19 protein-coding genes are annotated in these 19,261 nt (G+C 67.9%); 5 read left to right on the top strand and 14 right to left on the bottom strand.

Annotated elements, in window-relative coordinates; all coding sequences use genetic code 11:
- Positions 1-16: 16 nt before the first annotated feature.
- The 4 genes from secB to AC07UW_RS12190 form a co-directional block, all read right to left on the bottom strand.
- On the bottom strand, positions 17-535 hold the full coding sequence (gene secB, locus AC07UW_RS12205; RefSeq protein ID WP_025875931.1) for a protein-export chaperone SecB: 519 nt from the start codon (positions 533-535) through the stop codon (positions 17-19).
- Positions 536-634: 99 nt separating this feature from the next.
- The gene (locus AC07UW_RS12200) at positions 635-1,072 is read right to left on the bottom strand and encodes a rhodanese-like domain-containing protein (protein ID WP_025875933.1); all 438 of its coding nucleotides are present in this window, start codon (positions 1,070-1,072) and stop codon (positions 635-637) included.
- A 57-nt stretch (positions 1,073-1,129) separates the two neighbouring features.
- Entirely contained in the window at positions 1,130-1,561 is a 432-nt protein-coding gene (locus AC07UW_RS12195; RefSeq protein WP_312107391.1) for a hypothetical protein, read from the bottom strand.
- 32 nt (positions 1,562-1,593) lie between these two features.
- Positions 1,594-2,061, bottom strand: coding sequence for a YiiD C-terminal domain-containing protein (locus tag AC07UW_RS12190; RefSeq protein WP_089242022.1), 468 nt, complete (start codon positions 2,059-2,061; stop codon positions 1,594-1,596).
- 33 nt (positions 2,062-2,094) lie between these two features.
- Between AC07UW_RS12190 and AC07UW_RS12185 the strand changes: the two genes are divergently transcribed.
- The 3 genes from AC07UW_RS12185 (at position 2,095) to AC07UW_RS12175 (ending at position 5,282) form a co-directional block, all read left to right on the top strand.
- Entirely contained in the window at positions 2,095-2,883 is a 789-nt protein-coding gene (locus AC07UW_RS12185; protein ID WP_495212142.1) for a uroporphyrinogen-III synthase, read from the top strand.
- 104 nt (positions 2,884-2,987) lie between these two features.
- A complete protein-coding gene (locus tag AC07UW_RS12180) occupies positions 2,988-3,968 on the top strand; it encodes a uroporphyrinogen-III C-methyltransferase (RefSeq protein ID WP_248148424.1) in 981 nt (326 codons plus the stop codon).
- A 6-nt stretch (positions 3,969-3,974) separates the two neighbouring features.
- Positions 3,975-5,282: a heme biosynthesis HemY N-terminal domain-containing protein gene (locus AC07UW_RS12175; RefSeq protein ID WP_336023216.1), complete on the top strand. Its 1,308-nt coding sequence runs from the start codon at positions 3,975-3,977 to the stop codon at positions 5,280-5,282.
- Positions 5,283-5,434: 152 nt separating this feature from the next.
- On the opposite strand, the gene AC07UW_RS12170 is transcribed toward AC07UW_RS12175, so the two are convergent.
- Positions 5,435-6,730, bottom strand: a complete 1,296-nt coding sequence (locus AC07UW_RS12170) for an acetyl-CoA C-acetyltransferase (RefSeq protein ID WP_088100805.1) — start codon at positions 6,728-6,730, stop codon at positions 5,435-5,437.
- Positions 6,731-6,823: 93 nt separating this feature from the next.
- On the opposite strand from AC07UW_RS12170, the gene AC07UW_RS12165 reads away from it, so the two are divergent.
- Complete coding sequence (locus AC07UW_RS12165; protein ID WP_495212141.1) at positions 6,824-7,711, top strand: hypothetical protein; 888 nt, start codon at positions 6,824-6,826, stop codon at positions 7,709-7,711.
- A gap of 99 nt (positions 7,712-7,810) precedes the next feature.
- Complete coding sequence (locus AC07UW_RS12160; protein ID WP_495212140.1) at positions 7,811-8,881, top strand: TonB family protein; 1,071 nt, start codon at positions 7,811-7,813, stop codon at positions 8,879-8,881.
- 134 nt (positions 8,882-9,015) lie between these two features.
- Here the strand turns inward: AC07UW_RS12160 and AC07UW_RS12155 are convergent, their stop codons facing one another.
- From AC07UW_RS12155 to AC07UW_RS12115, 9 genes are all read right to left on the bottom strand, one after another.
- Complete coding sequence (locus AC07UW_RS12155) at positions 9,016-9,648, bottom strand: superoxide dismutase family protein (protein WP_105163227.1); 633 nt, start codon at positions 9,646-9,648, stop codon at positions 9,016-9,018.
- Positions 9,649-9,681: 33 nt separating this feature from the next.
- Positions 9,682-10,254, bottom strand: coding sequence for a superoxide dismutase family protein (locus tag AC07UW_RS12150; RefSeq protein WP_223497435.1), 573 nt, complete (start codon positions 10,252-10,254; stop codon positions 9,682-9,684).
- Positions 10,255-10,347: 93 nt separating this feature from the next.
- Positions 10,348-11,796 carry a nitrogen regulation protein NR(I) gene (gene ntrC, locus AC07UW_RS12145; protein WP_223497434.1) on the bottom strand — a complete coding sequence of 483 codons (1,449 nt, stop codon included), beginning with the start codon at positions 11,794-11,796 and terminating at the stop codon, positions 10,348-10,350.
- Complete coding sequence (locus AC07UW_RS12140) at positions 11,789-12,850, bottom strand: two-component system sensor histidine kinase NtrB (protein WP_033832857.1); 1,062 nt, start codon at positions 12,848-12,850, stop codon at positions 11,789-11,791. The genes ntrC and AC07UW_RS12140 overlap by 8 nt, the downstream gene beginning before the upstream one ends.
- 105 nt (positions 12,851-12,955) lie before the next feature.
- Entirely contained in the window at positions 12,956-15,001 is a 2,046-nt protein-coding gene (locus tag AC07UW_RS12135) for a TonB-dependent receptor (RefSeq protein ID WP_495212139.1), read from the bottom strand.
- Positions 15,002-15,084: 83 nt separating this feature from the next.
- Positions 15,085-15,387: a hypothetical protein gene (locus tag AC07UW_RS12130; protein ID WP_033832709.1), complete on the bottom strand. Its 303-nt coding sequence runs from the start codon at positions 15,385-15,387 to the stop codon at positions 15,085-15,087.
- Positions 15,388-15,496: 109 nt separating this feature from the next.
- The gene (mltA, locus tag AC07UW_RS12125) at positions 15,497-16,651 is read right to left on the bottom strand and encodes a murein transglycosylase A (RefSeq protein WP_495212138.1); all 1,155 of its coding nucleotides are present in this window, start codon (positions 16,649-16,651) and stop codon (positions 15,497-15,499) included.
- Between the two features lie 116 nt (positions 16,652-16,767).
- Positions 16,768-17,514 carry an N-acetylmuramoyl-L-alanine amidase gene (locus AC07UW_RS12120; RefSeq protein WP_495212137.1) on the bottom strand — a complete coding sequence of 249 codons (747 nt, stop codon included), beginning with the start codon at positions 17,512-17,514 and terminating at the stop codon, positions 16,768-16,770.
- A 303-nt stretch (positions 17,515-17,817) separates the two neighbouring features.
- Positions 17,818-19,248: an ammonium transporter gene (locus AC07UW_RS12115; protein WP_495212136.1), complete on the bottom strand. Its 1,431-nt coding sequence runs from the start codon at positions 19,246-19,248 to the stop codon at positions 17,818-17,820.
- Between the last annotated feature and the right edge of the window lie 13 nt (positions 19,249-19,261).

Here is a 19,261-nt window from a genome sequence, read left to right as displayed (position 1 = left end):
GACGTCGCGGCCGGGATCAGGCGTTGCCGGCCGGCTCGGAGTCAGCCAGCGACGGTGCGTCGCCCTGCTCCTGGCGCTGGCGCAGGGTTTCTGCGTACAGGCCTTCGAAGTTGATCGGCTGCAGGAAGAACGGCGGGAAGCCGCCGGCCTGGATCAGGTCGCTGACCAGCTGGCGCACGTACGGGAACAGGATGTTCGGGCACTGGGTGCCGAGCAGCACGTCGATCGACTGCGGGTCCAGGCCGACCAGGCCGAACACGCCAGCCTGCTTCACTTCGGCCACGTACGCGGTGCGCTCGCCGGCCTGGCAGGTCAGGGTCACGGCCAGCACGACTTCAAAGGCATTCTCGCCCAGACGCTGGACCTGCTGGTTCAGGTTGAGCTGCAGTTCCGGCTGCACCTGGTCGTTGAAGATCGACGGGGCATTCGGCGACTCGAAGGAAACGTCCTTGACGTAGATCTTCTCGACGGTGAACGCGGGGCCGGTGGCGGCATCGACCGGCGCGACAGCGCCGTTGGTGGTCTCTTCGGACATTTCCAGTAACTCCAGTGAATGCAATGAAAACGATGGTCGAATTACTGCGATGGGGGCGGCGGAGGGCGCAAACAAGGCCACATCCGCCACCGCCTGCTATCAGTTGCGGCCCTTGACCAGCGGCAGTTCTGCCTGCTGCCACGCGGGGATGCCGCCGTCGAGCACGAAGACCTTCTCGAAGCCGGCCTTCTTCAGCGCCTTGGCGGCGGTCTCGGACGCGTTGCCGCTGCGGCACACCAGTACCACCGGGGCCTGCTTGGCGTTGGCCACCAGCTTGTGCTCGGGGCCGAACGCGCTGGCCTGGGCACTGCGGCTGCCGGCGATGTGGCCCTTTTCGAAATCAGCGCTGGGCGACAGATCAACCACCACCGTGCCGCCCGCGTTGATCAGCTGGGTCAGTTCGGCGGGCTTGATGCCCTTGAAGCCCCGGAACAGGCGGCGGATTTCGGTGACGATGAGGGCCACGGTCAGGCCGACCAGGGCCGCGGACAGCATCGGGTTTCGGCCTGCGAAGGCCAGCAACTCTTCGTAATTCACTCAGGTCACGGGTCGATTAAGCGGGCGCCGATTGTCGCACAAGCCGGACGCGACCCGTCACTGCCCCTGCCAGAGGTCCGGCAGGCCTGCACTCTGCCACCAGCGCTTGGCTTCCGGATCCCAGCGCCAGCGCTCGGTCACCACTACGGTGCGCTCGGCTTGGGTGTTCTGGTTGATCACCCCGATCTCGACCCGGCGCTCGACCAGGCCGCCCTCCAGCGCTGCCGTGCTGCGCTCGCGGTAGGACGACACGCGCAGCTGCGCATAGCGATTGAGTTCGAACTCGGTCGGCGGTTTGGTCTTGCGCAGCTGCGGGTCCAGATAGCCGATGGCGTCGTCCATGCTGCCCCAGCGGATGGTGGCGCCGTAGGCGATCTGGGTCTCTTCCAGCAGCTTGCGCTGCTTGCGGCTGAGGTCGTCGGCGGCAGCACCGGCGGCGGCGCTGAGCAGCAGCAGGGAACACAGGAGGATCTGGATGAGGCGGCGCATCGGTGGGTTCCGCAGGGCGTCAGCCTGCCATCCTACCCTTTGGCGAAGGCAACGAAACGACCACTGAATTCGGCCGCGGCCTTGCCATCGGCGCCGGGCTGGGTGGCGACAATGCTGATGCGGGCCTTGCCGCGCTGGCGGAACGTGGCCAGGAAGGTGTCCCAGGCACCGCTTCCGGTGGCTTCGGCGTGGGCATGCAGGTCTTCATAGACCGGCGCCAGGTAGCGCAGGTTGCTGTCGGCCACGTAGACCTCGGCGTCGTGGCCGGCCAAGCGCAGGCGCAGGCTGACCAGCGCCCAGCCGGACAGGGTCAGCACCGAGGCCAGGCTGCCGCCGAACGCGTTGCCCTTGTCGTTGACGTTGGCCACCAGCGGCGCGGTGATGCGCAGCACGCCGTCGGCATAGCCATCCAGGCGGATCTGCATCGCGCGGACCGCCGGCATGCAGTCCAGCACGTCCTGCAGGGCAGCCAGCGAAGAGGTCAGGGCATCAACAGCCATCAGCAGCAACCACGACAACAAAGGGCCCGCATAATGACGGGAATGGCCAACCATACGATACCCACTGGCTGGACCCTGATCTCACTGCGCCCGCAGGGTCAGCAGGCGGCGCTGCGCCACGCCGCAGCAGCGCTGGGAGGCCGTACCGTCGCGCTTTCGCCCTGGCGGCTGCAACGTCTGCAGGACATTGCCGCATTGCAGCAATTACAACGGGCGCTGACCAGCGATCGGGTGGTGTTCACCAGCCCGGCGGCCGTCGCGGCGGCGGCCAGCCTGCTGCCGCTGGCGGCGGCGCAGCGCAGCCCGTGGCTGACGGTGGGTGAAGGCACCGCGCGTGCCCTGCTGGCCCATGGCGTCGCCGACGTCCATGCGCCCCAGCGGATGGACAGCGAGGGACTGCTGGCGATGCCGGTGCTGGGTGATGTTCGGGGCATGCAGATCGGGCTGGTGACCGCACCGGGAGGCCGGGGCCTGATTGCCGCTGAGTTGCAGGCCGCTGGCGCGCAGATCACCCGCGCTGATGTCTACCGACGGCTGCCGCTGCGCTTGTCACGGCGCATGCTGGCGCGTTTGGCCCGTTCTCCGACGCCTTGGCTGTTGGCCATCAGCAGTGGCGAGGCATTGCAGCGTTTCTGGCAGCAGCTGCCTGCGCACTGGCAGCAGCGGCTGCGGGCGAACGCGATCGCGCTGGTGGCCAGCGACCGGCTGGGCACGCAGGCGCAGGCCCTGGGGCTGACCCGGGTGGTGCGCAGCGAGGGCCCTACCAGCGTTCAGTTGATGGCCGCTGCACACACTGCGCTCACCGGCCCGGCAGCGACCTGAACAGGCACCCGGCAGCGGCTTGCCGGTGTCGTCGGCAACAGTGATGCTGTGCACAACGCTGCCTGCCGGATCTGTTCCGGCATTGCCGCCGACAAGGAAGCCCGATGAACGACACTCTGCCGCCTGCCCCATCGCCCCATCGCCCCCTGCGCTGGCTGCTGCCGCTTGCCGTGCTGGCGGTGCTGGGCGCGGGCGGCTATGCCGGCTACCATTATTGGCAGAAGCAGCAGAGCGACCAGCTGGCGCAGGCGCAGACCACCGCCGTGCAGCTGAAGGGGCTGGAGGCTACGGTCGAGGCCCTGCGCCGCGACCAGCGCGCTGCCAGCCAGCGCTTGCAGGATGCGGCCACCACCAACCGGGTGCTGCGCGACGAAGTGCTGGGCCTGTCGCAACGCAGTGCCCTGCTGGAAGAGAATCTGGCCAAGCTGGCCGACAGCGCCAACCAGGGCCGTCAGGCGGTGCAGCGCGATGAGGCCGAACTGCTGCTGACCCAGGCCGCACAGCGGCTGGCCTTCGCCGATGACGTGGAGGGCTCACGCCGGCTGTATGCCTTGGCCGCCACTGCCTTGGCCGATCTGCCCGACAGCGATGGCCTGAACCTGCGCCAGGCACTGGTGCAGGAACGCAACGCGCTTGATGCGTTGGGCGCTGGCCCGCGCGTGCTGTCACTGCAACGCCTGGACGCGCTGGGCAAGGCCCTGCAGGGCCTGCCTTCGCAGATCGCGCAGACGCCGGCCGACAACGCCGCAAAACCGTGGTGGCAGGCTGCGCTGGCGCCCTTCGTGGACATCACCCCGAGCCGTCTGAACGGCCCGCTGACCTCGGCCGAGCGCACCACCATCGACACGGCACTGCAGCTGGAACTGACCCTGGCCCGCGCAGCGATCGAGCGCGGCGATGGCAGCGGCCGCGATGCCGCGCTGAACAGAATCGATCTCTGGGCGCAGCGGCGCTGGCCGGATTCACCGGACCTGCGCGCGCAACGTGCTGAACTCCATGCCCTGCGCTCGCTGCCATTGCAGGCCGATGACACCGTGCTTGGCAGCACCCTGCAACAACTGCGTACCCAGACCGACCGGAGGTAAGCCCGTATGAAACCCCTGCAATCACTGGTCGTGCTGTTGCTGGCAGTGGCCATTGGCGTAGTTGCCGCGCAATGGCTCGGCACCGATGACCTGAACCGCTACGGCGAAGTGACCCTGCGCTATGGCGGCTACGACTACCACAGCAACCTGCCGAAGGTAGCGCTGCTGTCGGTGATCGGCGTGCTGGTGCTGTGGCTGCTGTGGAGCCTGATCGCCGCACCGTTCCGTGCCTGGGGCCGCTACCGCCGCAAGCAGGGCCGGGTGCGCCTGATCGATGGTCTGCTGGCCTATGAGCATGGCCAGTGGCAGCGCGCCGAGAAGCTGCTGGATGGCGCCGCCAAGGATCCGGAAGTGAGCGGGGTTGCCCTGGCCAATGCCGTGCGCAGCGCGCAGGTGCGGGCCGATGCACCCGCTGCCGAGGCGCTGCTGCAGCGCCTGGGCGAAAGCGATGCGACCTTGCAGGCACTGCTGCGTGCCGAACAGCTGCTGGCCAACGATCTGCCGGTGGATGCGATCAACGCATTGGATGTGGCGGCGATCCAGCCGCTGCCGCCGCGTGGTCTGTGGCTGCGTACCGAAGCGCTGGCACGTGCTGGCCGCGCGCACGAGGCTTACGGCCAGCTGGGCGCGCTGCGCCAGACCAAGGTGCTGCCGGCCGAGGCCAGCAGCGAGCTGGAAGCACGCCTGGCCGCACAGGCGCTGCTGGAAGCGGGCGACGTCAACGCCCTTGCTGCGCAGTGGGAAGCCACGCCGAAGGCGCTGCGACCGACACCGGACGTGGTTGCCGCCTACGCCACCCGTGCGGTTGCACTGGACTGGGACGAACCGGCACTGCTGGCGCTTGAGCAGGCGCTGGACCACCGCTGGGATGACGAACTGGTGGCCGTGTATGGCCGTCTGCCGGCCGAACGTCTGGCCACGCGCCAGGCCAACCTGCAGCGCTGGCGCAACGTGCACGACGACTCGGCCGCCCTGCGCCTGGCCCAGGGCCGCATCGCGCTGGCGCAGCAACAGTGGGACGCGGCCGATGCGTTCCTGCATGAAGCCATCGCCGCGGGTGCCGGCGCCCCTGCGTGGGAAGCGCTGGGCGAAGCCTTCGCGCAACGTGGCGAACACGTGCTGGCCGCGCAGTGCCTGGCCAACGCGCTGCGCCTGCAGCGTGGCGAAGACAGCGTGGCGCTGGTGCGTGCACCGGCAGCGGTGGTCGACCCGCCGCTGCATGCGACCCTCGAGGAGCAGCCGATTGCACCGCTGCCGCCGGTGTACGACGCCAATGAGGAGCGCGACGCGTTCGGCAACCCGCGGATGCCGTGACCCTGGCTGAAGGTGTGCCGACCAACGGTCGGCACCCACCAGAGGATGCAATCTCGGCACCCACCAGGGGATGCAATCAACGAAAACGCCGCCCATCGGGCGGCGTTTTCAATTCCAACGTTGCCGGCCAGCGGCCGGCACTACCGTGGCGTTCAACGTTCGACGATCGCCACCACGCCCATGCCGCCGGCGGTGCAGATCGACACCAGCGCACGGCCACCGCCGCGCTCGGCCAGCTGCTTGGCCGCCGTGGCGATCACGCGTGCACCGGTGGCGGCGAACGGGTGACCGGTGGCCAGCGACGAACCCAGCAGGTTGATCTTGTCCGGGTCGATGCGGCCCATCGGCGCATCCAGGCCGAGGCGGTTGCGGCAGTAATCCTCGCTCTCCCACGCACGCAGGGTGCACAGCACCTGTGCGGCGAAGGCTTCGTGGATCTCGTAGATATCGAAGTCCTGCAGGGTCAGGCCGTTGCGCTTGAGCATCTCCGGCACGGCCACGGTCGGCGCCATCAACAGGCCTTCGCCGTGCACGAAATCGACGGCCGACACGTGTGCGTCGCGCAGGTAGGCCTGCGGCTCGTGGCCATGCGCGCGCGCCCACTCTTCGCTGGCCAGCAGCACCGCGGCGGCGCCATCGGTCAGCGGGGTGGAGTTGGCTGCGGTCAGGGTGCCACGGCCGGATACCTTGTCGAAGGCCGGCTTCAGCGTGGCCAGCTTCTCCAGCGAGGTGTCGGCACGCAGGATGTTGTCGCGCTCGACGCCGCGGAACGGTGCGATCAGGTCATTGAAGAAGCCGCGCTCATAGGCTGCAGCCAGCTTCTTGTGCGAGGACACCGCCCACTCGTCCTGCGAGTCGCGCGAGATGTTCCACTCCTTGGCCATGTCCTCGCAGTGGTCGCCCATGCTCTTGCCGGTACGCGGCTCGGCCACGCCCGGAAACTCCGGCTTGAGTTCGGCGAACTTGAAGCCGGAGGTCAGTGCGCGGATCTTGTCGCCGGTGCTCTTGGCACGGTTGGCAGCCAGCAGGCGCGCGCGCAGCTTCTTTCCGTACACGATCGGCACGTCGGACGTGGTGTCCGAACCACCGCCGATGCCGGACTCGATCTGGCCCAGGGCGATCTTGTTGGCAACGGTGATGATGCTGTCCAGCGAGGTGCCGCAGGCGCGCTGCAGGGTGATGCCGGGGGTCAACGGCGACAGGCCCGAGGACAGCGTGGCTTCGCGGCCCAGGTTCCAGTCGCTGGAGTGCTTGATGACCGCACCCATCGCCACTTCGCCCAGCTGCTGGCCGTGCAGGCCGAAGCGCTCGACCAGCGCTCCCAGCGTACGCACCGACATGCCGAGGTTGCCGACATCCGAATACGCGGTGTTCTGCCGGCAGAACGGAATGCGGACGCCACCGAGGATGGCGACGGGACGAGCGTTGGGCATGGAGATACCTGGCATGGATGAGGGTGTCTGCAACATGGCCTGCACGACAGAGCAGGCATAATGGGGCCAAGTGTAGCTGCCGCCCTGTGATGGGCCAACCGTGGAACCATGAGCAAACCCGACCCTGCGATGAATGCCCTTGGCGTGCTGGCCCTGGAACTGGCCGGCGGCGAAATCCCCCGCCAGGCGGTGCTCAGCGCTGAACAGGCCGGTGAACTGGCCGAACGCGTCGGCCGCGACCTGTCCAAGCTGGTGCCACAGGTGGCCGAGCTGGACCTGGTGTTCGCCGCCGCCCATTTCGATCCGGCCGAAGTGCTTCGCCCGGGCTGGCCGATCCATCGCCGCCTGGAAGAACTGCAGATGCGCGCGCCCGGTAGCAACCAGGGCCCGCGCGTGCTGGCTTTCGGCGCCGACGCCAGCGGTGATGTGCCGCTGCCGTTCCAAGCCGACGCTACCTTGGGAGGCGGTGGCCTGCGGGTGGTGCCGTTCCTGCTGACCGGTACCGACGTGGCAACCACGACAGCCGTGGCCGATGCGCTGGAAGAGGTGCTGCTGGCCAATGGCATGGCCCATGCCGATACCGCGCTGATGGCACAGAACACGTTCGGTGCGCGCGTGGAGCACGCACGCTATTTCACCGTGAACGACCTGGCCGCGATGATGTCGATGCAGTACGACAACCAAGGCCTGGCCGCACTGTGGCCGCTGATTGAAACCGCGATCATGGCCCCGGGCCAGGACGAGTGGCTGAGCGACGCGCCCGAGCCGTTGCTGCGCTATACGCAGGGCGAAGCGCGCATGGCGCTGTTCGACCCGGCCGGCTGGTGCGCGCATTACAACCACGGCAAGGGCGACTGCGAGCGACTGCAGGGCATCTACGAGCAGTTCCTGATGCGCCAGCGGCAGATGGCCGCGGTGCTGGAAGCGCACGGTGTGCCGGTGCTGTTCGTGCATTGCGAAGCCGGCCAGGACGCGCGCGAGCTGCTGGCGCGCTGATCAAGCCGCACCACGCGCCGCCGACCGGTTCGGCGGCTCGATGTGTGATCATTACGGGCTTGTGCATGGACCGCTCATGCGCGGACCACGACGAACTGCATGCTGCATACGATTCAATCGGCAGGGTTGACCCTGCTTGCCACCACCATATGTGGCCTTCCCATCATGGCGCAGGCGGCAGCACCGATTGCCGCGACACCCACCTGCACACTTGCGCCGGCCTTCGCTGCTGCCGTGGCAGAGCCCGAGGTCTACGACAGCAATGTCAGCTTCAGCAACACGGTCAAGGTGCAGGTCAGCGTGGATGCGCAGGGCCGCGCCCACGATGCGCGTGTGCTGAACGGCTCCCGCAACCGGCTGCTGGATGATGCAGCCCGGAAGGCGGCCCTCAGCTGGCAGTATCTGTGCCAGGGCCAGGGCGGCATCGCGCAACCGGTCGTGCCTGTTCCGGAGCCGGCCTGCCGGCTGGACCGCCTGAGCTGGGCGGACAACGAGCCCAGGTTCTCCAGCGCACTGCGGTCCAGCGGTCTGCGCGGCTCGGTGGAGGTCTGGTTGCGCCCGATGGCCGGCGATCCGGCAATAACGGAGGTGAAGATCGGCAGGAGCAGTGGTGATGCGCGCATCGATGACACGCTGCTCACCGCCGCACGGAACTGGCGTCTGACCTGCCCGCGGGACACGCCCGTGAAGCACCCTTGGATCAGCTTCACCCAGTCGTTCAACTTCCAACCGCGGAGCCAGCTGCCGGCCCCGGCGGCGTCAGAACCGGAGCCGGATGATGTCGTGATCGCAAATGACGCACTGTTGGAGTTCGGCACCGTCGCCGGCTTCGTCAAAGAGCTGCCGAACATGAAGGGCGTAGATCTTGCGCCGGATCAGCCCAGTCAGCCCGGAGTGACGCTTTACAACACCAGTGTTGGCGCGATCATGCGGGAAATTGAGACGACCAAGGGACGGTTGAAGCCGGTGACCCTGACCCATTGGCTGGTGATGGTACCGCCCCACCACACGGGACCAGCCGTGGTGCGCACATTCAAGCGCGAAGTGATCGATGCCACGACGGGTAAGGCCCACATGCAGACCGACATCTCGATCCTGTGTGAAAGCGGCCCCGCCGAATGCGCTGAACTGCGGCAGCGACGCGATGCACTGCTCCTGAGGTCCCGCTGACTGATCTTTTTGTAGAGCCGAGCCCATGCTCGACTCAGGCCGCCTGAAGCGCAGCCGAGCCTGGCCCGGCTCTACAGGGGGCAGAGAAAAACGCCGGCGTTTGCCGGCGTTTTCCATTTCCAGAAGAACCGCCCTTACGGAGCCTTGCTGATCACCGCGCACGCCAGTCGCGCGCCGGCGTTGCCGGTCGGCTGGGTCTTGTAGTCGTCCGCGTCGGCGTGGACGATCAGGCCGCGGCCGATGATGTCGAAATCATCACCCTTGCCGATGTTGACGTTGCTCGACACCGGACCATCAATGGTGGCTACGCCCTTGTCGTCGGCCTTGATGTTGGGCATGTCGCCACCGTGGTGCGGATCAGTGGCCACGTTGCCGTGGTCCTGCTTGCCCGGATTGAAGTGGCCACCGGCGCTCATGCCGTCCGGCGCGCTGCAGTCACCCTTCTCGTGGATGTGGAAGCCGTGCTCGCTGCCCGGCTTCAGGCCACTGATCTGGCCGGATGCGTGCACCTTGCCGTCGACCAGCTTGAAGGTGATCGAGCCCTTGGTTTCATTGCCCTGGGTCGGTGCCAGTTCGGCAGTGGCCGAGGCATCGGCTGCCGGGGCCGCTGCGGTAGCCGGTGCAGTCGCCGGGTCGGCCGGCGCTGCCGAACCTTCGGCCGGGGTGGTGGCCGGGGCTTCGGCTGCCGGTGCTGCCGGCTGCTGGTTGCAGGCGGCAAGGCCCAGTGCAGCGATGGCCGCGAACAGCGAAGTGTGGATCAGACGCATGGAAACTCTCCTTGGGAAATGCCGGTGGTGTGATCAGCGGGTTACCCGGATCACGCCGCAGGCGATGCGGACGCCGGCATTGCCGGCGGGCTGGCTGCGATAGTCGTCGGCCCTGGCATGCACGACCAGTGCACGCCCGGCGATATCCGTGGCGGCGCCTCCGCCCAGGGTAACGCCCTTCAGATGCACATCGATGTTGGCGCGGCCCTGCGCGTCGGCCTGCAGGTTGTCGATGTCACCCAGGTGGTGCTTGCCGCTGCCGGCACGACCGTGCGCGACACCGGCGGGATTGAAGTGGTTGCCGGCGCTGCTGGCGTCCACCGCGCTGCAGTCGCCGCGCTCGTGGATGTGGAAGCCGGCCTGCTGCATCGGCTGCAGGCCGCCGACCAGGCCGGTCAAGTGCACGCCACCGCTTTCGGTCTTCAACACCAGACGGCCGCTGACGATGCTGGCCGAGGCTGGCGCCAAGTTGGCTTCGGCGAGCTGGGCCACGGGCGTGGTGACCACCGGCGGCGGTGTGGGCTGCGGCGTCTTCTTCGGTGCGCTGCCACAGGCAGACAGGAGCACGGCAGCGGACAGCGGCAGAAGGGCGAAGGACAAACGCATCGAGGACTCCTTGCAGGTAACACTACGGACGGCATCGTCCATGGAGGATCAACAGTTCGGCAAGCGGGTGCGAGGATCGCGTGCAGGCACCGTTCAATGGCCGCCGCGGCGGCGACCGGCGCCCAGCTTGCGGGTAAGCGTATTGCGGCCGAGGCCCAGGCGCGCGGCGGCTTCGGCACGACGACCGTGGGTGATCTGCAGGGCGGCCTCCAACAGCGCGTGGTCGACCCGTTCGCGCACCTGCGCGTGCAGGCCCTCGGTGCCCTCGGCCAGCTGCCGGCGTGCCCATTCGGACAGCAGCGCTTCCCATTGGCCCGGGTCACCGGCGGCCGTGCTGCTGCGCCGGCTGCGGGCGCGGTTGAGCGCGGTATCAACATCAGCCACACCGATGGTATCGGCGGCGGCCAGTGCGGCCATGCGCCAGCACACGTTTTCCAGTTCGCGGACGTTGCCCGGCCAGTCGTGCTCGCGCAGCGCCTGCAGGGCGGCGGCGGTCAGCCGCTTGGGCGGCGTATCGAGCCTGCGCGCGGCAGCGGCCAGGAAGGTGGTGGCGAGTTGCGCGATGTCCTCGCGGCGCTCGCGCAGAGGCGGCAGCTGCAGGCGCACCACGTCCAGGCGGTGCAGCAGGTCGGCTCGGAATTTTCCCTGCGCGACCAGCCCTTCCAGATCCTGGTGGGTGGCGGCGACCACGCGCACATCGACGCGGATCAGTTCGCGTCCGCCCACGCGGAAGAATTCGCCCTGGGCGAGCACGCGCAGCAGGCGCGTCTGCAACGGCAACGGCATGTCGCCGATTTCATCGAGGAACAGGGTGCCGCCATTGGCCTGCTCGAAGCGACCGATGTGGCGCCGCTGCGCGCCGGTGAACGCACCGGCCTCGTGGCCGAACAGCTCGCTTTCCAGCAGCTCGGCGGGAATGGCGGCGGTGTTCAGCGCGACGAACGGATGCTGCGCACGCGGTGACTCGCGGTGCAGCGCATTGGCCACCAGCTCCTTGCCGGTGCCGGTTTCGCCGATGATCAGCACCGCCAACGGCGCCTGCGCGAGGCGGCCGATGGCGCGGAACAGCGCGCGCATCGGTGGCGTATCGCCCACCAGTTGCGGCGGCTGGTCGCTGGCGCCTTCTGCAGCAGGCGTGGGCGCGGCCATCGCCGGCGCCACGGCAGGCAGCACGCGCTGGGCCAGTGCCACCGCGTCGTCCAGATCGAACGGCTTGGACAGGAACTCGTGCGCACCGCCGCGGAACGCACCGGCGGTACTGGCGACGTCGGTGTAGGCCGACATCACCACCACCGGCAGCTGCGGCAGCGCGGCTTTTAGCTTGTCCAGCAGCACCAGGCCATCGTCGCCGGGCATGCGCACGTCGGTGAACAGCAGCGCAGGCGGCGGGCTATCAGCCAGTGCCTGCAATGCGGGAGCGGCGCTGTCGAAGTCGACCACCTGGTAGCCGGCCTCGCGCAGCGCGGTGCACAGCACGAAGCGCACGGCGCGGTCATCGTCGACCACCCAGATGCACGGCGGGGACGCGGAAGACTCAGACATCGCGCGGGGCCTCCTCGGCGGCGGCGGTGCCGTTGCCGATCGGCAGCAGCAAGGTAAATACGGTATGGCCCGGGCGCGACCGGTAGGTCAGCGTGCCGCGATGCTCGCGCGCGACCTGCTGGGCCAGCGCCAGGCCCAGGCCGGTGCCTTCGGCGCGACCGCTGACCAGGGGTAGGAACAGGTGTTCGGCCAGTTCTTCGGGCACGCCACGGCCGTCGTCGGCGATTTCCAGCCGCAACGCCAGGGTGTGCAGCTGCTCGGCGATGCGCACACCGTGTTCAACGCGGGTGCGCAGGGTGATGTTGCCGGCACCGGCCTGGATGGCATTGCGCACCAGGTTCCATACCGCCTGGGTGAGGCGATCGGCGTCGCCATCGAATTCGGGGATGCTGGGGTCGTAGTCGCGCTGCAGGCGCACCGCCCAGCCGGCCTCGTTCTCGGCCAGGCGCAGCACGCGCTCCAATGCGGCGTGGATGTTCAGCGCCGCATGCGGCGCGGCAGGTGCCGGTGACAGGAGCTGCTCCAGCAGGCCATTGAGCCGCTCGATCTCCGAGCCGATCAGGTCGATCAGCTCGCGTTCGCTGGCATCGCGCTGCGCCGCGCGGCGGGCCAGCAGCTGTGCGGCGCCCTTCAACCCGGCCAGCGGATTGCGCAGTTCGTGCGCCAGGCCCTTCAGCGCTGCGCTGAGCGCGCTGGGCAGGGCCTGGGTCGGGTCGAGCCCGGGGAACTCATCGACCGGATGCGCCTCCAGCAGCCAGCCGCCATCGTCGCGGCGGCTCATCCAGCCTTCGGCAAAACGCGCGGCTTCGCCCGGCAGCGCCAACGCCAGCCGGTTCAGGCGCAGGCTGTCGCGCTCGTCGCGGGCCAGGAAATGGGCCAGCGCCTCACCCTGCACTTCCAGCGCGGCCAAGGGTTGACCGAGCAGGCGCCGGCCGCTGACGCCCAGCCAGCGCGCGAAGGCCGGGTTGCAGCCGGCGATGCGGCCATCGGGCCCGGCCCAGGCCAGCGGCGTGCCGAGGGCATCGAGGGACGGCGGGGGCGCGGGGTCGGACATTGCACCAATGTAGTGCAAAACGTGGGTGTGGGGTCAGAGCCCTTTCCTCGCGAAAAGGGATCTGACCCCTGCAGGTCGAGCAAGCTCGACCACTACCGTGGCCGGTTACAGCTTCATGTTGAGCCCAACGAAGAGCGCGCGGCCCGGGGCCGGCGAGAACATCGGCCGGGCGCTGTCCCAGAAGAAGCTGTCGTACCACGCGTAGGCATAGTCGCGGCCGGTGACGTTCTTCAGCTGCAGGTCCACGCTCCAGGCCGGGGTGATCTGGTACTTGGCGCTGAGGTCGAGCACGGCGAAGCCGCCGAACTTGCCGGTGACGTTGCGCTCTTCCAGGTAGTAATCGCCCTGCGCGCGTGCCTGCAGGCCCAGCTGCAGCGCATCGCTGGCCTGGTAGTCCAGGCCGAGGTTGCTGATGTGGCGCGGGGTGGCGGCCACTTCGCGTCCCTGCAGGGTCACGCCGGCGGCGCGGTCGTCGCGGGTGATCTTCGCTTCCTGGTAGGCGTGCGAGGCCCACAGCGTCCACGCGTCACCCAGCTGCGCGCTGATCTGCGCATCCACGCCTCGGCGGCGGGTCTTGCCCAGCGTGACCGTGGTGCCGGTGGCCGGCATGTTGGACACTTCGTTTTCCGCGTCCTGCTGCCATACCGCCAGCCGGGCCTGGCTGCCGGCGAAGGGCTGGAATTTCAGGCCCAGCTCCATGCCGGTGTTGGTGGAGGGCCGCATCGGTGCCTGCCCCGGGGTGAGGTAGGCCGGCGCGGTGGAACCGGTCAGCACCTGGAAGGTACGGCCCCAGTTGGCGTAGACGTGGGTGTGCTCACCCAGGCTGTGGATGACACTCAGTTTGGGCTGGCCGATGCTGCCGTAGTCCTGCAGGCGGCCGGTGGCGCCGTTCATCAGCCGGGTGTGGCCGCTGAAACGGTCCACGCGGTAGGCCGGCACGATCTTCCATGCGTCGGCTGGCTGGTAGATCGCCTGCACGTAAGCGCCCCAGTTGTCGAAGCTGTGGCGGTCGTTGTTCTGCACGCGTGCCGGTGCCTGGCTGAAATCGGTGGGCTCGGCGTAGGCGTAGCGCTCGCGACGGTAGCCGTTGTCCTGCTGCTCGTAGTTCAGCCCGCCCTCCACGGTAAGCATGGGGCTGGCCTGCCAGGTGAGCGTACCGAGCAGGCCCGTCTGGCGCTCGTCCCAGACACGACGCTGGCGCGGCAGATTACCGCTGGGCAGATCGCTGAAGGTCACCCGGCGGTCGTCTTCATAGCGGTTGTAGTACAGCCGCGTGCCGAAAGTAACCGCGTCGCTGAGCTTCATGTCCAGGTGCGCGGCGAACTGGCGCATGTCGCGGTCATCGCCGTCATTGGCGTTGCGCAGGTCGCTGCGGCGGCGGCCCGCATGCAGCTCTTCCGCGGTCATGAAACCGGGCTCGTCGGCCTGATGATGGTAGGCGCGCGCGGTCAGGCCGATGCGCAGCCCCTCCTCCAGCGAGCCGAAGAACCACTTGCCACCCAGCGCGTATTTCTTCGAGCTGTCGTGGTCGCGGTAGCCGTCGCTGGCCTGGGTACCGACGAAGTAGTTCTGCGCGAAGCCGTCGGCTTCGCGGCCCACCGCCAGCTGCACATCGCGGGTGTTGTAGCTGCCATAGGCCAGTCGCCCGTCGGTGTAGGTGCCGCCCTGGCGCGTGCCGAAGTTCACGTTGCCGCCGATGTTGTGCAGGCCGTAGCGCGGATCGTTGGTACCGCGCACCACTTCGATGTAGCTGATTTCCAGCGGAAACAGCATGTCGATGAAGCGCTGGTTGCCACTGTTGACGTTGCTGGGGATACCGTCGATCAGCGTCTTGATGGCATTGAGGTAGCCCTCGCCGTTGAAGGCGCGGAAGCTGACCTTGCCCGACTCTGCACCCTGCCGGGTTTCGGTCAGCTGGATGCCGGGCATCTGCCCGAGCAGTTCCCAGCTGTGCGACACGTTGCGGTTTTCGATCTGGTCCGCGCCCAGCACGTCCACCGAGGTCAGCACCTGGTGCGCGCTCAGCTGCCCCTCGCTGTGCTGGTGCACATCGACCTTGCCCAGGGTGAGCGCGGCGTCGGCGGACTGGGCGAATGCTTCAGGGGCGAACGGGGCGGCCGCGAGCGCGGCCACCAGCGTGGGAGTCTTCATCAGGGGGCGGGCGGGAGGTTGGAAATGAAACTTTATAACATTTCGATTCCGCCAGCCATCCGATGACTGCAGCTCCCTCGACCTTAGACGGGGTAGCCGGTGGCTTCCCGGGCCTTCTTCCAGGCGATTTCAAACTCGCGCGCGCTGATTTCGTCGTCTTCGTCGAAATCCATGAACGACACCGGCTGGTCGGCCAGCACGAAGCGGTCATCGCTCTGGCCGGTTTCATCGGCCCACACGACCTTGGCCCCGTAGATTTCCACCTGGCGCACGATCTTCTCGCCACGGGCTTCCATCAGCACGTTGCCCTTGCCCAAGCCCGATTCGGCCCAGTGCTTGTAGTACTTCTTCGTGTTGGATTTTGCGTTGTTCTTTGCGTATTTCATTGCATGGGTCCTGGCCGCATGCGCGACCGGAAAGTTCGGAATGGCGCCATTATCAGGCATATGGGGGTCAGATCCCTTTCCTGCGGAGGGGGATCTGCCCCCTGCTGACCTACTGCGGCAACGCCACACCCTTCGGCCACAGCAGCCACAGGTTGCCCTGCTGCTTCATGTCGCCGGCCAGCTTGCCGGCGGCATCGCCGCTGCCCCAGTACAGATCGGCACGTACCTCGCCGGCAATGGCGCCACCGGTGTCCTGCGCGGCCACCGGGCGTACCACCGGCGTGCCGTCCGGGCGCGTGGTCGACAGCCACAGCAGGCTGCCCAGCGGCACCACGGTGCGATCCACCGCCACGCTGTAGCCGGCGGTCAGCGGCACGTTCAACGAACCGCGCGGACCTTCCGGGCTGTCCGCGCTGCGCACGAAGAACACGTAGCTGGGATTGCTGCGCAGCAGTTCCGGTACCCGCGCCGGATGTGCCTTCGCCCACGCGCGGATCGCGTCCATGGTGACGTCTTCCTTCTTCAGCTCGCCCTGCTCCACCAGCCAGCGGCCGATCGCGCGATAGGGATGGCCGTTCTGTTCGGCATAGGCCAGCCGCACCTGCTTGCCATCGGCCAGGCGCACCCGCCCCGAACCTTGGATCTGCAGCAGCTGCAGGTCCATCGGATCGGTCAGCCAGGCCAGCACCGGCGCCTTGGCCCCCCTGCTGGCGATGCTGCCGGCATCGTCGTAGGGCTTGAGCACCTTGCCCTCCACGCGACCGCGCAGGCGCTTGCCCTTCAGTTCGGGATAGACGCTGTCCAGCTGCACCACCACCAGATCATCGGGTGTGCCGTACACCGGCACGGTGGCGGTGTCGGTACGGGTGAGGCTGCCCGGATAGATGGGTTCGTAGTAGCCGGTGATCAGGCCGTCGGCGCGATGGCCGCCGGCGCGCAGGGAATAGACATCGAGATCGCGCTGCAGGAATGCGCGGATCGCAGCAGCGTCCTTGTCGGACACGGTGCTGGCGGTCGCGCAGGGCTTGGCCCAGGTCGCATCGTTCTTCAGGCGGGTGCAGCCGCTGCGCCAAGCGGCGAAGCCGGCCTGCAGGTCGGTATCGGATACGGCCGGGAGAGCCTTCCAGTCGACCTTGGCGTAGGTGGCGGCAGCGGGCTTGGCAGCGGCCGGCGCTTCAGGCCGGGTACCCGTGGTGGCGCAGCCGGCAAGCAGGGCAACGGCCAAGAAAGTGAGGAGCGCGCGCGGCGACGTAACAGTGATCATCGTCGCAATGTAGTGGGGCCGATGGTGGCGCGGCAACCTTGGGTAGCGCCGGGCCATGCCCGGCGAGAAGCGGATCCCGCGCGGTGCGCTCGCCGGGCATGGCCCGGCGCTACCGGCTACGGGGTCTGCAGCAACAGCGAATGCAGGATGCGCGCGTCTTCGGCGTCGAGTGTTTTCGGCAGGGTGTCGCTGCCACGGAAACGGCGGTGGAACGCCTGTACCGCTGCTTCGCGGTTGTCGAGCGGATAACCGAAGCGCGCCAGCGCGGCCCATGCATCGAAGCCTTCCGGCGCAGCACCATCGGCAGCGCGCGGCCACACGCCGAAACCGGCTTCGGCCAACTGTTGCCACGGGAAGAAGCGGCTGGGATCTTCCTTTCGCGTCGGTGCCAGGTCGGCGTGACCGATCACCTGCCGCGGCGGGATGTTCAGCCGGTCAGTGAGGTCGCGCAGCAGCACGATCAGCGATTCGATCTGCGCGGGGCTGAAAGGCGTACGACCGTCATTGTCCAGCTCGATGCCGATGGACGCGGAGTTCAGATCGGTGATGGTGCCCCAGCGCCCGGAACCGGCGTGCCAGGCGCGGCGCTCATCGGCCACCAGCTGGTAGCGATGGCCATCGGCGCCGATCAGATAATGCGCACTGACCCGCCCGCCGCTGTTGGCGGTACGCAGCGTGTGCAGGCTCTGCTGCACCGATTTCTGCTCGGTGTGGTGGATGACGATGATGACCGGCGTGCGCGCGTTCCGGTTCGGCGACGGCACCCAGGTGGCAAGCGGGTTGCGGGTTTCCTGCGGCGTGGAGGCACAGGCGGCCAGCAGCAGGCAGGCCGAGAGCATCAGGGAAGTGCGGATCGGGTGCATGCCCCGATTGTGCGCGATAAGCCCGGACGATGCAGTAGAGCCACGCCATGCGTGGCTGGGCTACCGAGCGTGCCGACCAACGGTCGGCACCCACCAGAGCAGGAGTAGAGCCACGCCATGCGTGGCTGGGCCACCGACCGTGCCGACCAACGGTCGGCACCCACCAGAGCAGAGCAGTCCAGAGCAAGTGCAGTGCCAAGCAAGCTTGGCAACTACCAGAGCAGGTGCAGTGCCGAGCAAGCTTGGCGCCCACCAGAGCAGGTGCAGTGCCGACCAACGGTCGGCACCCACCATGTAGATGCATCAGGCCTCGTAGGCCGATTCACCATGCGAGGTGACATCCAGGCCGGTACGCTCGGCCTCCTCGGTCACCCGCAGGCCGACCACCACCTTGACCAGCAGCAGGATGGCTGCGGTCACCACGGCCGACCAGACCACGGTGAGGCCGACGCTGACCACCTGCACCCACACCTGGTGGCCGATATCCAGATCGGCCTTGGTGCCGCCCAGCGACTGCGCGCTGAACACACCGGTGAGGATCGCACCGACGATGCCGCCCACGCCATGCACACCGAACACGTCGGCGGTGTCGTCCACCTTCAGCAGGCGCTTGAGGCCGGTCACGCCCCACACGCAGACCACGCCGGCAACCAGGCCGATGACGATCGCGCCGAGCGGGCCGACGGTACCGCACGCCGGGGTGATGCCGACCAGGCCTGCCACCGCACCCGAGGCCGCGCCCAGTGCCGACGGCTTGCCCTTGCTGATCGCTTCAACCAGCGTCCAGCCCAGCACCGCAGCAGCGGTGGCCAGCACAGTGTTGAGGAAGGCCAGCGAGGCGACGGTGTCGGCGGCGGCGGCAGAACCGGCATTGAAGCCGAACCAGCCGACCCACAGCAGCATCGCGCCGATATAGGTGAACGGCACGTTGTGCGGCTTCAATGCGGTCTGCCCGTAGCCCAGCCGCTTGCCGACGAACCATGCAGCCACCAGACCGGCCACGCCGGCGTTGATGTGCACCACGGTGCCACCAGCGAAATCGATCGCGCCCATCTCACCCAGGTAACCACCACCCCAGACGATGTGCGCCATCGGGATGTAGCTGAGGGTGAACCACAGCGCCGAGAACAGCAGCACTGCGCGGAACTTGATGCGCTCGGCGAAGGCACCGACGATCAGCGCGGTGGTGATGCCGGCGAAGGTCGACTGGAAGGCGACGAACAGGTAGTCCGGCAGCCCCTTGATCGGCGTGTTGCCCACCGACTCCGGGGTGAAGCCCTTGAGGAAGGCGAATTCGGTGAACGAGCCGAAGAACGGATTGCCGGCGCTGAACACTGCGCTGTAGCCATAGGCCACCCACAACAGCAGCACCAGCGAGAACACCACCAGGATCTGGCTGAGCACCGACAGCACGTTTTTTGAACGCACCAGGCCGCCATAGAACAGGGCCAGGCCCGGTACCACCATCAGCAGCACCAGCAGGGTGGAGGTGAGCATCCAGGCGACGTCGCCGTGGTCATAGGCGGGCGCGGCCACCGCTTCGGCAGCCGCAGGCGCAGCGGCGGTCGGGTCCTGCAAGGGCTCGACGGCCACGGCCTCGCTCTGCAGCGGCGTGACCTGGGCCTGGGCATGTGCACTGCCTGGCCAGACACCGGCGGCCAGCGCACTGAACAGCATCAGCAGGCACACCAGATGGAACCGGGCTTGCCACCCGGTGAGAAGGCGCATCTTCATGGGGGAGTCTCCG

Source organism: Stenotrophomonas sp. GW821-FHT02D01 (genome assembly GCF_059421765.1).
Note: the sequence above shows the minus strand (reverse complement) of the source record. Positions and strands in the feature narration are given on the sequence as shown.